This window comes from Chryseobacterium sp. UNC8MFCol, assembly GCF_000482305.1.
Taxonomy (GTDB): Bacteria; Bacteroidota; Bacteroidia; order Flavobacteriales; family Weeksellaceae; genus Chryseobacterium; species Chryseobacterium indologenes.
Genome location: NZ_AXUZ01000018.1, coordinates 36,688 through 50,347, shown reverse-complemented (window position 1 = coordinate 50,347; position 13,660 = coordinate 36,688). Strand labels below are relative to the sequence as shown.

At 36.8% G+C, this 13,660-nt stretch carries 16 protein-coding genes; 6 read left to right on the top strand and 10 right to left on the bottom strand.

The window, feature by feature from the left end; all coding sequences use genetic code 11:
• Nucleotides 1–135 precede the first annotated feature (135 nt).
• A complete protein-coding gene (locus tag M030_RS0112575) occupies nucleotides 136–423 on the bottom strand; it encodes a putative quinol monooxygenase (RefSeq protein ID WP_027373825.1) in 288 nt (95 codons plus the stop codon).
• The gene (locus tag M030_RS0112570) at nucleotides 423–1,037 is read right to left on the bottom strand and encodes an NAD(P)H-dependent oxidoreductase (protein ID WP_027373824.1); all 615 of its coding nucleotides are present in this window, start codon (nucleotides 1,035–1,037) and stop codon (nucleotides 423–425) included. The genes M030_RS0112575 and M030_RS0112570 overlap by 1 nt, the downstream gene beginning before the upstream one ends.
• 286 nt (nucleotides 1,038–1,323) lie before the next feature.
• Between M030_RS0112570 and M030_RS0112565 the strand changes: the two genes are divergently transcribed.
• Both M030_RS0112565 and M030_RS0112560 read left to right on the top strand, forming a co-directional pair.
• On the top strand, nucleotides 1,324–2,070 hold the full coding sequence (locus M030_RS0112565) for a metallophosphoesterase family protein (protein ID WP_027373823.1): 747 nt from the start codon (nucleotides 1,324–1,326) through the stop codon (nucleotides 2,068–2,070).
• A gap of 40 nt (nucleotides 2,071–2,110) precedes the next feature.
• On the top strand, nucleotides 2,111–3,010 hold the full coding sequence (locus M030_RS0112560; RefSeq protein WP_027373822.1) for a LysR family transcriptional regulator: 900 nt from the start codon (nucleotides 2,111–2,113) through the stop codon (nucleotides 3,008–3,010).
• Here the strand turns inward: M030_RS0112560 and M030_RS0112555 are convergent.
• Nucleotides 2,984–3,451 (bottom strand): GNAT family N-acetyltransferase, encoded by a 468-nt coding sequence (locus tag M030_RS0112555; protein ID WP_027373821.1) that lies wholly within the window; start codon nucleotides 3,449–3,451, stop codon nucleotides 2,984–2,986. The two genes, M030_RS0112560 and M030_RS0112555, sit on opposite strands and share 27 nt — an antisense overlap.
• Nucleotides 3,452–3,958: 507 nt before the next feature.
• Here M030_RS0112555 and M030_RS0112550 point away from each other — a divergent pair.
• The 4 genes from M030_RS0112550 (at nucleotide 3,959) to M030_RS0112535 (ending at nucleotide 7,020) form a co-directional block, all read left to right on the top strand.
• The gene (locus M030_RS0112550; protein ID WP_027373820.1) at nucleotides 3,959–4,834 is read left to right on the top strand and encodes an aldo/keto reductase; all 876 of its coding nucleotides are present in this window, start codon (nucleotides 3,959–3,961) and stop codon (nucleotides 4,832–4,834) included.
• A gap of 170 nt (nucleotides 4,835–5,004) precedes the next feature.
• Nucleotides 5,005–6,066 (top strand): NAD(P)H-dependent flavin oxidoreductase, encoded by a 1,062-nt coding sequence (locus tag M030_RS0112545; protein ID WP_027373819.1) that lies wholly within the window; start codon nucleotides 5,005–5,007, stop codon nucleotides 6,064–6,066.
• A 46-nt stretch (nucleotides 6,067–6,112) separates the two neighbouring features.
• The gene (locus tag M030_RS0112540; RefSeq protein WP_027373818.1) at nucleotides 6,113–6,562 is read left to right on the top strand and encodes a lipocalin family protein; all 450 of its coding nucleotides are present in this window, start codon (nucleotides 6,113–6,115) and stop codon (nucleotides 6,560–6,562) included.
• 14 nt (nucleotides 6,563–6,576) lie between these two features.
• Nucleotides 6,577–7,020: a lipocalin family protein gene (locus tag M030_RS0112535; protein ID WP_027373817.1), complete on the top strand. Its 444-nt coding sequence runs from the start codon at nucleotides 6,577–6,579 to the stop codon at nucleotides 7,018–7,020.
• A 48-nt stretch (nucleotides 7,021–7,068) separates the two neighbouring features.
• On the opposite strand, the gene M030_RS0112530 is transcribed toward M030_RS0112535, so the two are convergent.
• The 7 genes from M030_RS0112530 to M030_RS0112500 all read right to left on the bottom strand — a co-directional run bounded on the left by M030_RS0112530 (nucleotide 7,069) and on the right by M030_RS0112500 (nucleotide 13,404).
• Nucleotides 7,069–8,406 carry a UDP-N-acetylmuramate--L-alanine ligase gene (locus tag M030_RS0112530; protein WP_027373816.1) on the bottom strand — a complete coding sequence of 446 codons (1,338 nt, stop codon included), beginning with the start codon at nucleotides 8,404–8,406 and terminating at the stop codon, nucleotides 7,069–7,071.
• 6 nt (nucleotides 8,407–8,412) lie between these two features.
• A complete protein-coding gene (locus tag M030_RS0112525; RefSeq protein ID WP_027373815.1) occupies nucleotides 8,413–8,850 on the bottom strand; it encodes a hypothetical protein in 438 nt (145 codons plus the stop codon).
• A gap of 9 nt (nucleotides 8,851–8,859) precedes the next feature.
• Nucleotides 8,860–9,666 (bottom strand): lysophospholipid acyltransferase family protein, encoded by an 807-nt coding sequence (locus M030_RS0112520; RefSeq protein ID WP_027373814.1) that lies wholly within the window; start codon nucleotides 9,664–9,666, stop codon nucleotides 8,860–8,862.
• 27 nt (nucleotides 9,667–9,693) lie between these two features.
• A complete protein-coding gene (locus M030_RS0112515) occupies nucleotides 9,694–10,323 on the bottom strand; it encodes an NUDIX hydrolase (RefSeq protein WP_027373813.1) in 630 nt (209 codons plus the stop codon).
• 172 nt (nucleotides 10,324–10,495) lie between these two features.
• A complete protein-coding gene (locus M030_RS0112510; protein ID WP_027373812.1) occupies nucleotides 10,496–10,963 on the bottom strand; it encodes an OsmC family protein in 468 nt (155 codons plus the stop codon).
• Between the two features lie 221 nt (nucleotides 10,964–11,184).
• Nucleotides 11,185–12,744 carry a ribonuclease E/G gene (locus M030_RS0112505; RefSeq protein ID WP_027373811.1) on the bottom strand — a complete coding sequence of 520 codons (1,560 nt, stop codon included), beginning with the start codon at nucleotides 12,742–12,744 and terminating at the stop codon, nucleotides 11,185–11,187.
• Between the two features lie 369 nt (nucleotides 12,745–13,113).
• On the bottom strand, nucleotides 13,114–13,404 hold the full coding sequence (locus tag M030_RS0112500; protein ID WP_002984212.1) for an HU family DNA-binding protein: 291 nt from the start codon (nucleotides 13,402–13,404) through the stop codon (nucleotides 13,114–13,116).
• Between the last annotated feature and the right edge of the window lie 256 nt (nucleotides 13,405–13,660).

Sequence of the window (13,660 nt, the reverse complement as noted above, 5' to 3'; positions counted from 1 at the left end):
TTTGTAAACCACGTCGTTAAGTCTTCTATTGTGACAGGTTTTCAAGATGTATGTGTACTTTTATCCGTCAAATCGGTTATTGAAATAACTTAAGTGTTCAAAAAACTTTTGTGGTTAAAAAACTATGATTTCCGTTTAAATAAGATGGGTGATGTAAATCTGAGGTGCTTCCTGAAGTTTTTCATCAACCAAAGCTCCGAAAGCTTTAATATAAGGCTGCTCATTATGTTGTGCCAATCCTTCTTCACTTTTCCAGATTTCATAGAACACAAAGTGATTTTTATCCTCAATTCCCTGGTGAAGGTTGTACATTTCACAAGCTTCCTCTTTTCTTGTCTCTTTTACCATATTCTGAAGAACTTCGAATACTTCTGAACGGTGTTCTTCTTTGGATTTAATAACTGCGGTTAGGTGAATTTTCATTATACTAATTCTGATTGTAATTCTTTTTCAAATACATTTCTCACATGGTCTCTGTAAAGCTTCATGTCACGCTCTACGTTGGCATTCTTTTCCACATCATGGAAGTGGAAACTATCCATTTTTTCTAACGATACGAAAGCGTTCATTCTGTGAAAACCAAATAGAGGTCCTTCGTCTACGCTTTTCTCGTTAAAGAATTCTCCCGGAAGCGTAAAAGCTGTTGCCGGAGCATTCCAGCTTGTCGTCAACATATATTTTCTACCGCCAAGCATTCCTCCTGTACCGTAGTTGATTTCAGGGTTTGCGGCATTTCTTCCGTCGCTCATATAAATACCTTTGGCGTGGCCTGCCGTGAAAACTTCATCAATATATTTTTTCAATCCGTTCGGAAGCTGGAACCACCAGATGGGCGTGTGGTAAATGATATAATCTGCCCAAACGAATTTTTGTACTTCTTCATGTTTGTCGTAATTTTCACTTACATTTGTAACCTTTACTTCGACATTATCAAATTCTTTAAGAACGGTTAACGTATTTTCTGCGATGGTCTGATTATATTTTCCTCCGGAATGTCCGAAGTTTTGTCCTCCGTTGATGATTAGTACTTTTTTCATTTTATTGATGATTGTTTAAATTTTACTCTGCAAAGTTACCATAGAGTATTGTATTATAAAAATAATATAAATTATAGTAAACTATTATAATATTTATATATTGAAATTGTAAGGAGAAAAATTGCTGATTATGAGTTTGATACTTCCTGTTTTAAGAGCAGTATTTCTAAAATTTGCATTACGTTTACATTGATCCATAAGATTTCTTTATCCTGCAAAATGTCATGCTATCCCTACACAAAAATTCATACCTGTCTCGTACATTTGATTAACAAATTGAGAGATAATGATACAGATAGCCATTTTTAGTGATGTGCATGGGAATCTTCCAGCTTTGGAAGTTGTGTTAAAAAATATGGAGCACAGAGGAATTCATCAGAAATTTTGTTTGGGAGACCTCGTTGATTTTGCACCATGGGGGAATGAAGTCATAGAGAAAATAAGAGATTTGAATATTCCGTGCCTGATGGGAAATCACGATGAAAGAATCGCATTTGATATTCCCGTACTGCCTTTATCCAAACATTCAGAAGAAGAGACCCGGGCCAGATTTATTGCTATTGACCATTCTAAAAAATACATCGCTGAAGAGAATAAAAAATTCCTTGCTGAGCTTCCTTTTCATCTGAGATTAAATTATAAAACAGGAAAAAAACATTGGAATATCCAGTTGGTTCACTCCAGCCTGGAAAGCAATGATACCTATTTATATGAATCAGAAAATGATGAAATGTTTAAGACAATGCTGGAAGAATCAAAGTCTGATGTAATGGTGATGGGGCACACGCATTTATCTTTTATAAAACAATTTAATACCAATACATGGGCAATCAACTGTGGTTCCGTAGGCCGTTCTAAGGAAAAAAACCGCCTGGCTTCCTATGTGATACTGACCTTAGACGAAGAAAAAATCACTCCGGAGATCGTACAATTACCCTATCCGGTGGAGGAAACTGCCCGTCAGATTCGGGAAAGCGGTATTCCGGATTACTATGCTGCCTTTTTAAAGAATGAAAATGTATTAATATTATAATTATTTTGTAAATTTGCATCAGAATATTAATAATTAAGTCATGGTTAATTTAGAATGGTATCGTACTTTTAAAGCGATCTATAAAACCGGGACATTGACTGGTGCAGCTGATGCCCTATTCATTTCACAGCCCGGAGTAAGCCTGCATTTAAGTTCACTTGAGGCCTATGTTGGGTATAAGCTGTTCGACCGAACCGGAAGAAAAATGATTCCGACGGAAAGAGGGAAAGTATTGTTTAATGCAGTAGCAGAACCGCTTACCAAACTGGAAGATGTAGAGAAAAATTTCCAGAAATCTACGGAAAAACTAACCCCCACGATCAGCGTGGGCATGTGTTTTGAAACTTTTCAGACGACTCTTGAGCAATATGTTTCATCATTGCCTTTCAACCTGATCATCAGTTTCGGGGAATATCCTGAAATGCTCGATCAGTTGGATAAAGGAATTCTCGATCTCATCATCACACCGAAAAAGGGATCTTCTCCCAATATAGAACATGAAGCATTCTCTTCTGAACAAATTATTCTGGTTGGTGGAAAAGACGTTGATACTGAAGCATTCAACAAAATGCTGAAAACAAAAGACGCCGAACAGATCGAGGAGTGGCTGAAGAATGAAAAATGGTATGGGACAACAGGAGATATGGAGCACCTTTTTCAATTCTGGACGCTTAATTTCGGGCATAAACCAAACTTCCGTCCCAATTATATTGTTCCGAACCTTAATTCCATCATTCGTTGTCTGAAAGGGGGAACGGGGCTTGCCGTTGTGCCGGATTTCCTGTGTAAAAATGAGATTGAAAGCGGAGAACTAAAGCTGATCTGGGATGGAAAGAAAAAGCTTGAAAATACCCTGTATTTCGGGTGTAGAAAAAAGACCAATTATCAGGCGGAAATAGACCACATCAAAGACCTATTCCGTAAGGTGATGGGCAAGTAACACCATATCACGCATCTGTAAACCGTTTTCGTAAATTGGAGCAGGATAATTTTCAATGAAAAAATCTTTACGGACTCCATTTTTTGTAAAACCGTTTTTCTCATAGAATCTGATCTGTTGGAAACCTGTATCTGAGGTTCCGACAGTCAGTATTTTATACTTGTTTTCCTTCGCAATTTCTTTTGCTCTGTCGATCAAAATGCTGCCAATGCCTTTGCTTCTGTAGGACTCAATAACAGCAATATTTTTAATTTCGAGCTCAATAGTACTGTTTTTGCATACAGCCATAACGGCAATATTTTCTGTTCCGTCATGTAGCAGATAAATATCACATTTGGAGATGTACTGATCAATAGCCTCTTTGGTTTCATCAGCCAATAGCAGCAATTCATAAGGAATATCCGACTCTTGGGCAATTTGATTAAAAGTATAGTGTTCCATCTACAAAATTATATGAATAATCGGATCACCGGAAGTATTGATAATTTGTTGTGACCCGATTGTAAGTTTTCACAAAAATAATGAAAATACACAAAAGGGTTTTAAATATATATATCTTTTTAAAGTGTATGAAAATGTAAAATTTTCTGTAATTCCAAACTGCTCATATTTTGCTGCAAATGTACGAACGAAATCTATGTGCCTATGCGGTTGGAAAAAATTAAACCCCATAGGTACATAGGTTTTTGAGATGCATAAGAGGATTTATTCGTGAATTTGTGGGATTACATAATTCAGTATTCAATTTTATCGCAGATAAAATCCTTCAGTCTTACATACAAACACATGAAACAGAAAAGTTGTCGCCTTTGCGATTTTCAACATCATAGCAAACACTCATTGCATAACATTTTTTAACAAAAAACAGTAAAATTGGTAAGCCATACTTCCGTTTTTTTATTGCAAATTTGTTTAATCACTTTATAGTAATCATCAAAATAAAGATTTATGCAAAAGAAAACCTATTCAGGGCAACCTGTAGTCACCTTACATAATGGAGTAGATATTCCTGCTTTGGGATTTGGAGTATGGCAGATGGAAAATTTGAAAGAATGTGAAGAGGCAGTTGTCAAAGCTATCCAAACCGGATATAGAATGATAGACACTGCTGCTATTTATCAGAATGAAACTGCTGTAGGAGCTGCGGTAAAAAACAGCGGAGTAAACAGAGATGACTTGTTTATCACATCAAAAGTATGGGTTCAGGATCATGGATATGAAAAAGCTAAAAAAGCATTTCAGAGAACATTGGACAGATTGCAGATGGATTATCTTGACATGTATCTTATTCACTGGCCTTATGGCGATTTTCTGGGAACCTGGAAGGCCTTAGAGGAATTGTACCAGGAAGGGAAAATTAAAGCAATCGGCGTGTGCAACTTTACTGTTGAGAAGCTGGAAGAATTAAAGGCAAACTCAACCATTCTGCCGGTTATCAATCAAATTGAGCTGCATCCCGTTTTTCAACAGAAAGAACTGCAGAAATATAACAAGGAAAACAATATTATAACGCAGCCGTGGAGCCCGCTTGGAAACGGAAATGCAGATTTATTAAACCATCCTGACCTGAAAGCAATCGCTGAAAAATATGGAAAAACAGTGGCGCAGGTGATTTTAAGATGGCATTTACAGGAAGGTTTCGTTGTGATTCCGAAATCGGTAACTCCTTCCAGAATAGAAGAAAACTTCAATGTATTTGATTTTGAACTGACAGAAGATGAGATGAATACCGTTCGCAGCCTGGATACGGGAAAAAGATTATTCTTTGATCCGAAAGATCCGGAATGGGAGCAAAAGATGTTGAATTCTGTAGCGGATATTTAATTAAAAAATGAGAAATATTCCCACAGATGGCACAGGTGACACAGATTGTAATCCGTGGAATTTGTGAGATCTGTGGGATTTTATTTGTCATCAATGTTGAGGAATATCATATTCCGTTGAAAGTGAGGTGTTTTTTATTTTTTGTACCTTTTTAATTAAAATAATTTCATATGTTTTGGCCGGATACAATCAGTAAAAAATTTGGGATAGCATATCCTATCATTCAGGCTCCCATGTTTGGCGTAAGTACAACACAGATGGTGGCCGCTGCCTCCCGGGCCGGTGCTTTGGGATCACTGGCATTGGCAGACCTCTCCGCGGATGAATCTGTCAAATTAATCAGAGAAACAAAGAAGCTTACTGATAAACCTTTTGCTGTCAATATTTTTGCTCATGATATTCCTGTCATTACAGAAGATTTGAAACAGAGGTTTATTGCTACAAAGATCTTTCTGGAAAAGCTGGGAAGAGAAAATAATATTGAGGTCAGCCTTCCCGAACTTGAAGATATCAAGGTGAACGGCTATCATGAACAAATTGATGTTCTTATTGAGGAAGGATGCAACATACTAAGCTTTACATTTGGAAATCTTGATGATAAAAGTATTCAGAAACTTAAAGAAAACGGAGTGATACTCATGGGAACCTGTACATCTGTAAAAGAGGCCCTTATTCTTGAAAATTCAGGAATTGATGTGATCTGTGTTCAAGGTACGGAGGCAGGCGGTCACAGAGGAACTTTTGATCCGGATCATGTTTTGCAGATTGGTGGTTTATCTTTGCTTGCACAGGTTTACGATCATGTAAAATTGCCTTTGGTTTATGCGGGAGGAATTTATAATGCAAAGATATTGCACGCCGTAAAGAATTTGGGAGCGAAGGGATTTCAGGTTGGTAACCTTTTATTGGCTTCCAGGGAAAGTGCTTTGGAACCTTTTGAAAAAGCAAGACTTAAAAAGGTGAGAGAGGAAGAGGTTGTTTTGACAAAAAGTTTCTCGGGACGGTATGCCAGAGGAGTAAAGAATACATTTATAGAAACAGTTGAAAATTCAGAATATATCTTACCATACCCTTATCAGAATAAATTGACCAATGGATTGCGTAAAGCTGCTAAATTACAACAGAATGCAGATTTTGTAGGATTATGGACAGGGCAGTCTATCCATGATTATAGTGAGCTTTCTACGGAGGAAATCCTGAGAAATCTCATTGTACAGACAGAGGCTGACTAAATTTAAATGCCTTATCTTTGGCGTTCAAATGTAATTTAAAATAACCATGAAAAAATTATTTCTATCGTTTGCTGTATTCTCAGCAATAGTATCGTGCAGTAGTGACAATGATAATGATGAGCAGAAAGCCTCAATTATCGGAAAATGGAAAGTTTCCAAAGCTGAAATTATCGCTCCCGGCACTAATAAGACAACGATTATTTTACCTGAAGGCTGCGAAGTGGAAAACACGCTGGAATTTGATGGGGTTAATCAGATTGCGATGACCTATGAACAGAAAAATGATGCCTGTGTTCCTAAGGCGAATAGCTTAAAATATAACTATGACAAGCCTTCTCATGTTTTGTATTATAATTTTGAGAACGGTGGTCAGTATAGTTATAAGGTGACCACTTTAACGCAGACAGACCTGATTATAGAAGATGATAAATATGTAGTGGATAGCAGCACTGGGGAAGCCAAAACATACAAAAGATATTACAAAAAAGTAAAATAGATCTCTGTATCGTCATGAAAAAAATATTTCTTTCATCTGCCATACTTTCAATACTGGCTTGTAGCAGTAGTAATGATGAGGTTCAGCCTGTTCAGGCATCCATGATTGGAAAATGGAAGCTGAATAAAGTTGAGGTGCATAATTCCAAAAGTAACCAAACAGTAACCCACGTTACTACCGGATGTGATAAGGAAAGCATCCATGAATTCAAAGAAAAGGAAATGACCTCCACTACCTTTGCTCCGGAAAACGGATCTTGTGTAAAAACAGATGTCGTAACCAGAAAATATACCTATGATCCTGTGACGAGGAAATTTTGGTACGAAGAGGAAAAAGACTATTTCTATATAGTCTCTCAGTTATCTCAGGCAGATATGATTTTTGAAGATACCATCCAGGATTTTGATGGAGACGGTGTCAATGATAGGGCAAAGTACTTTTTTACAAAAAGCAATTAAAATAAAAAACTCCTTTTGAACAAAAGGAGTTTTTTATGATCTTATCTTTTATTGGCTAAGGTCCAGTCCGCCAAAATTTCCTGAGCTCATCATCAGATAGACTCCATTTGTTTTATCCAACGTGTTCCAATAAGCATGAAGATCTTCAGCATTAGTGAAAACTTTCAGATTTTCATTTTTGAACTTTTCTTTAATAAATTCAGGAGAGATAGGTTCCATCCTTTTGATTTTTAAAGCATCTTCTGAATAGAAAACCACGGCTTCATCCAATCCGTCCATAGCGTGGTCATACTGCTCTAAAAAGGCAGGATTTAAGCTTGAATACGTATGGAGTTCCAGGAAACCGTATTTTTTATCGTTCCTGAACTGCTCAACAAATGCTTTCACTGCGGCTTTTACCTTACTCGGAGCGTGGGCAAAATCTTTGTACAGCGTTCCTTTATCCTCTCTTTCTACTTTTTCAAGACGTTTGGAAGCCCCTTTGAAACTCATAATCGCTTCGTAGAAATCTTCATCCATGATGCCTAATTGCTGGCAGATATGCCTTGCTCCTTCAAGATTCAGAAGGTTATGGGCGCCGAATACAGAAAGAGGAACATCTCCCATTTCAGTTTTTAAATATACCTTTCCATTGCTGATCTCATATTCAGGAGTTTTGTAAGGGATCTTTCTGAAATAATTCTCTGCATTTTCCACCACTTTTACCACTTCAGGATCTTCTTCATTATAAACTAAAACGCCGCCAGGAGTAATGCTTGCAACAAATTTTCTGAACTGTTCAATATAATCATCAAATGTTTTAAAAACATTGATATGATCCCATGCAATACCGCTCATCAAAGCGATATTCGGTTGATATAATAAAAACTTCGAACGTAAATCAATGGGGGAAGAAAGGTATTCATCGCCCTCCAGTACCATAAAATCATTATCCTGGGTCAGTTTTACCATACAGTCAAACCCTTCCAATTGCGCACCTACCATGAAGTCAACATCCTTCTGGTGGAAGTTTAGCACATGCAGTATCATTGAGGTGATGGTAGTTTTACCATGAGAACCTGCAATAACGACCCTGGTTTTGTTTTTGGACTGCTCGTATAAAAATTCAGGATAAGAATATATTTTTAATCCCAATTCTTTCGCTCTCGCCAGTTCAGGATTGTCCTGGTGAGCATGCATTCCCAGAATAACAGCATCAATATCGGGTGTGATTTTTTCCGGAAACCAGCCCATTTCCTGAGGTAATATTCCTTTTTTCTCCAACCTTGATTTTGAAGGCTCAAAAATGGCATCATCTGAACCGGTTACCAGATATCCTTTATCTTTTAATGCAATAGCAAGATTATGCATGGCGCTTCCGCCAATGGCAATGAAGTGGGTTTTCAATTGTATTTACTGTTTTTTAACATTAGTATTAATGATCTGCTGGAAAGCTTCGAGAATATTGTTCCAATTTGTCTGATAGTTTGGAATAATCAGACTGGCATCGGTTTTACTGCCTTCATTAGGGCCTTTCTTGATGTTGATTGACGTGGAAACATTATCATAAATTTTCTTACGATCTTCCTGTATTCTCCTGAAATTGTTCTGGGAAAGCACCTGATCCAGTTTCTTTAAATCTTCATTTGAAATCTTAAAATCCTCCTTATATTTCTTTCCCTGACCTTCAAAAGAGTAGTGTACATTATTTCCTTTTATCAGCAGGTTTTCATATACAGGAGCATAGCCTCCGCTTTTTGAATAGCTGATATCAAAATCCGAATATACCTTTTGGCTGTTGCACGAAACTAACACTATGACAGCGAATAAGATTCCTATTATTCTGTTCATAATTTTACTTTAATTATTTGAGTCCTTTTGTTCTAATTTTTTAGCTTTAAGTTCTTCATCATAACTGTGTAATACATTGAAATCTTCAGTCTGCTCAATGGCAGTCATGATTTTCAATAAAATTTCCGGTGCTTTTTCGTTATCGTAATCAATATCAAGAGGAGCTTTAAATTCCATGGTAGGTTTCACACCGGTAACCTTCACACGAAGTCCTTTTTTATCAAAAGCTCTTCGAAACCCGTTGATCTTGATAGGGATCACAATCGGGCGTTGGTTTTTTACCAGTTTGGCAGTTCCTCTTCGTCCCTGGGCAAAAGCAGATGTAGTACCCTGCGGAAAGGTTGCTACCCATCCGTTGTCCAGGGCTTTCATGATATTGTCTACTTCGCTCATGTCTACCATCCTGTTGACATTTTTACCCTCAGCTCTCCACGTCCTTTTTACCGTTACAGCTCCTGCAATTTTAAAAATTTTTGGCAAGATCCCTTTATTCATGGTCTCTTCAGCTGCAACATAGTAAAAATCGATCTTAGGATTCAGCAGATAGATCGGATTTTTAATAGTGTTTAAATATCCGTTGTTTACGGCACAAAAAGCATGATACATTGCTGCTACATCCGCAAAGTAGGTCTGATGGTTCGATACAAAAAGCACGTTGGAATCCGGAAGATCTACAAGGTGTTCTGTACCGGTTATTTTCAATTTATTAAATCCATTGAATCGTCTGTAGGACACCAGTCCTAAAATAAATATAATTAACCTTTTTAAAAAATAAGGTGTTCCGAATGCATCGGTGAAAATATTTTTCTTCGCCATCTCTCAATTAAACACGGTAGTGCAAAGTTACATTTTTTTCAGCAACTGGCTGAATTCACTTAATATCATTGCTGTGGCTCCCCAGATAATGTATCCGTTGAAATTAATGACAGGTACTTCCTTACCGCCGGCACTTGGAAGAGCCATAATTTCGGGGGTGTCTGACAGACTTAAAAAAGAGGTAATAGGAAATTCAATAACTTCCACGGCTTCGCTTTGCTGGAGCACAAACGCAGGATTCTTTGTTGTATACGAAATATAAGGGTACACGTAGAAATTGCTGGGCGGAATATAGATAGGGGACATTTCCCTGATGATTCTTACGTAATGTTTATCTATTCCGATTTCCTCTGAAGTTTCACGAACGGCTGTCTCTGCAAAATCTCTGTCCATTTCTTCGCGTTTTCCACCCGGTAACGAAATCTGTCCACTATGCCTGTCATGCTCATTGATCGTTCTTTGAATCAATGGGAAATACCATTCATTGTCTTTCAGGTATAAAACAATATTCACAGCTGCAAACTTGGGATTTTTTGTCAGCACTTCATCATAAGTGAAAACAGGACGATAAGGAGGTGAGAATACTCCGTGGGCGGGTTCTCCCGGAAGCTCTACACTTTTTATTTTTCTCAATAAATCTTTTCCAAAATTTTCCATAGCTCAAATTTAACAATATATATCGAAGAAATAAGGAGCTTAACATTTATTAACCTATCGGGGAATTGCGAATTACAGGATTAAAAGGAAAAAAAATGAAGACTTACCTATTTAAAAATAGATAAGATTCCGCAGATGTACAGAATTTGATCCGCGCAATGTATATCAAGATTTATTTAACCCATACAGTGGGAATATGTTTAACCTCGAAATTAACCGAATTGGCAATAAAGCAATATTCATTGGCTTTATGGTGTAACTGCTTTGCTTTTTCAATCATTGATTCTTCTGTTATAGTAACGGCGGGATGCAGGGTCACCTCTGTAAAATGACCGCTACCGTTAGTTGTTTCAGCCATTATTCCGGTTGCTTCATCAGTATAATCCGTTACAATAATTCCTGCTTCCGAACAAAAATGAAGATACCAAAGCATATGACAGGAAGATAGCGAGGAGAGGAACATTTCTTCAGGATTGTATTTTGTTTTATCTCCACGGAAAGAAGGGTCCGAAGATCCCTCAATGATCACTTTGTTTTCTACTGAAATGCTGTGGCTTCTTTCGTAATCTCTGTAGCCGCTGGTTCCCGTTCCTTTATTGCCGGTCCATTGAATTGTTGTTTTGTAATGGTGCGTTTTCATAGTTATAAAGATAAAAGATAAAAGATGAAAGATGAAAGATGAAAGATCTTGCGGTTAAATCTCAAAAATTGCTTGGCTGGATTAATAGGAGCGGGCTTTAGCCTGCTTTCGTTATACAATATATTCCATTGGCTTTAGCCAAAACCTGTATTTAAATTATATTTATTATTTAAATTCATAAAAAAAACCTCCAGCACAGGCTGAAGGTCTGAATTTTGTCCTTAATTAGAGAATTCTATCAATTCTTCTTTTTTGGAATTGTAGATTTTGTACTCTAAATATTTAAAAGAATCCCTTGGAACGATGGTTACCCATTTTTTGTATTTGATAAACCATTTCATCTGGATACTTTTGATGCCTTTGGTAAGGTAGGCTTCCACAAACGGGTGTACATGCAGGTAGATTTTTCCTTTTTCTTTCTGCAGTATGTTTCTCAGAGTTTCACCCATTTTTTCCACGATGACAATAGGAGCTACAATTTCTCCGTCTTTGTTCGGGTTTTCTTCTTTGGTTTCGATCTGTTTTTCCGGACGGTTTCTTTGTCTGGTGATCTGGATCAGTCCGAATTTACTTGGAGGAAGTATTTTGTGGCGTGCTTTGTCGCGCTTCATTTCCTCTTTCAGGTGTTCGTAGAGATCTCTTCGGTGTTCAGAGTTCGGCATGTCGATGAAATCGATTACGATAATTCCTCCCATATCGCGGAGGCGTAATTGTCTTGCGATCTCTGTGGCTGCCATTTTGTTCACTTTCAGTGCGTGTTCTTTATTGACAGCGGTTCCGGTGGTAATATTGTTTCCGGAGTTGACGTCGACGACGTGAAGTGCTTCTGTGTGCTCAATAACAAGATAAGCGCCTTTTGAACTTGGAATGTTGACGTGTTTTCCAAAGCTCTGCTTAAGCTGTTTTTCAACATTGTAGTATTCCAGGAGAGGAATATGAGAATCATAAAACTGGACAATATTTTTCTTTTCAGGAGCGATTACTTCAACGTAATTTTTCATTTCGTTTACCATTTGCTCGTCATCACACATGATATTCACGAAATCCTGGTTAAAATTGTCCCTTAAAATAGCTGAAGCTTTGTCTTCTTCGCTTAAAACTTTAGACGGAACTTTATTTCTCTGGATATTTTTAAAAGTGCTTTCCCATTTTTGAATCAGCTGATTCATGTCATTGTGAAGGTCGGCCACCTTTTTCCCTTCGGCAACGGTTCTGATAATAACTCCAAAACCTTCAGGTTTAATGCTGTCGATAAGGGTTCTCAGTCTTTCTTTTTCCTCAAAACTTTTGATTTTTTTGGAAATTGAAACTTTATTGTCGAATGGAATTAAAACCAGAAAACGTCCTGTTAAAGAAACCTGAGTCGAAATCCTTGGTCCTTTTGTAGAAATAGGTTCCTTGGTGATCTGCAAGAGAACAAGATCGTCCTTTGCAATTACTTTATCTACCGTTCCGTTTTTGTCTATTTCGGGTTGAATCTCGAAATTTTTTAAGCTTGAAGAGTTTTGTTTTTTAGAAATAGTATCCTTTAAAAACTTTCTGTAGGTAAGATATTGAGGGCCCAGATCCTGATAATGCAGAAAAGCATCCTTGTCATATCCGATATTTACGAATGCAGCATTCAGGTTTGGTGCCAGTTTTTTTACTTTTCCTATAAACAGATCTCCAACTATAAAATCGCTTTTGTCCTCTTGTTCATGAAGTTCACATAGTCTTCCGTCTTCCAGCAGCGCAATCTTTGTAAGATCATCTTCATGCGAAACTATTAGTTCTTTCTTCATTTTGTTATAAGATAAAATTGTTAAGATTATATAGGAATTTGACGTTCTTTCTCGATTAATTCATCTATTAAATATAAGGATTTAGAATGAAAATCATTATATTTTTATTAAAATAATATTTGAAACCGTCCCTTTTCCGCGGAATCTTATAGTTGCAAACAAAAATATAGTCGGTGAACTTTAAAAAATAAAACCACCAACTATATTATTATATTGTAAATCTCGAGAAGAGGAGATTATTTTTTCTTATGTCTGTTTGCTCTTCTTCTTTTCTTTCTTTTGTGAGTTGCAACCTTGTGTCTTTTTCTTTTCTTTCCGCTTGGCATAATTTTAATTTTTTAGTAACTAGTTAATATTCAGTTAATGTTCTTATTTTACTGCAACTTTCGTTTTTACTTTCTCTACAAAAGATTTTGAAGGTTTGAAAGCAGGAATGTTATGAGCAGGAATCTCGATCGCAGTGTTCTTAGAAATATTTCTTCCTGTTTTAGCAGCTCTTGTTTTAATGATAAAAGATCCAAAACCTCTCAGATAAACGTTATCCCCATTATACATAGAAGTTCTGATCTCCTGCATAAAAGCTTCTACAACTTTCTGTGTTTCATTCTTTTCTGTTCCCAACTTATTTGAGATGGTGTTTACCAATTCTGCCTTTGTCATTTCCTTATTTTAATTTTAAATTTTAGGTGTGCAAATTTAGTTAAAAAAATTGAATACTAGCAAATTAGTGACAAAATATTTTTATTCGCAGCGTTGGACTTATCCCATACATGCCTTGTCAGCATGGCCTCAAGATAATTTAATAATTTATTAATACAGTACAAAAACTATCCTCGGTTCTCATAAAACGTGTCTTTTAAGAATACCTTTAGTAGTGAGGTGTACGAGGATTACAGATCATGTTTTACCATTTTAA

Coding starts and splice junctions, on each gene's coding strand:
- M030_RS0112575 (WP_027373825.1), bottom strand. CDS start 423: ATGAAAATTCACCTAACCGCAGTTATTAAATCCAAAGAAGAACACCGT.
- M030_RS0112570 (WP_027373824.1), bottom strand. CDS start 1,037: ATGAAAAAAGTACTAATCATCAACGGAGGACAAAACTTCGGACATTCC.
- M030_RS0112565 (WP_027373823.1), top strand. CDS start 1,324: ATGATACAGATAGCCATTTTTAGTGATGTGCATGGGAATCTTCCAGCT.
- M030_RS0112560 (WP_027373822.1), top strand. CDS start 2,111: ATGGTTAATTTAGAATGGTATCGTACTTTTAAAGCGATCTATAAAACC.
- M030_RS0112555 (WP_027373821.1), bottom strand. CDS start 3,451: ATGGAACACTATACTTTTAATCAAATTGCCCAAGAGTCGGATATTCCT.
- M030_RS0112550 (WP_027373820.1), top strand. CDS start 3,959: ATGCAAAAGAAAACCTATTCAGGGCAACCTGTAGTCACCTTACATAAT.
- M030_RS0112545 (WP_027373819.1), top strand. CDS start 5,005: ATGTTTTGGCCGGATACAATCAGTAAAAAATTTGGGATAGCATATCCT.
- M030_RS0112540 (WP_027373818.1), top strand. CDS start 6,113: ATGAAAAAATTATTTCTATCGTTTGCTGTATTCTCAGCAATAGTATCG.
- M030_RS0112535 (WP_027373817.1), top strand. CDS start 6,577: ATGAAAAAAATATTTCTTTCATCTGCCATACTTTCAATACTGGCTTGT.
- M030_RS0112525 (WP_027373815.1), bottom strand. CDS start 8,850: ATGAACAGAATAATAGGAATCTTATTCGCTGTCATAGTGTTAGTTTCG.
- M030_RS0112520 (WP_027373814.1), bottom strand. CDS start 9,666: ATGGCGAAGAAAAATATTTTCACCGATGCATTCGGAACACCTTATTTT.
- M030_RS0112515 (WP_027373813.1), bottom strand. CDS start 10,323: ATGGAAAATTTTGGAAAAGATTTATTGAGAAAAATAAAAAGTGTAGAG.
- M030_RS0112510 (WP_027373812.1), bottom strand. CDS start 10,963: ATGAAAACGCACCATTACAAAACAACAATTCAATGGACCGGCAATAAA.
- M030_RS0112505 (WP_027373811.1), bottom strand. CDS start 12,744: ATGAAGAAAGAACTAATAGTTTCGCATGAAGATGATCTTACAAAGATT.
- M030_RS0112500 (WP_002984212.1), bottom strand. CDS start 13,404: ATGACAAAGGCAGAATTGGTAAACACCATCTCAAATAAGTTGGGAACA.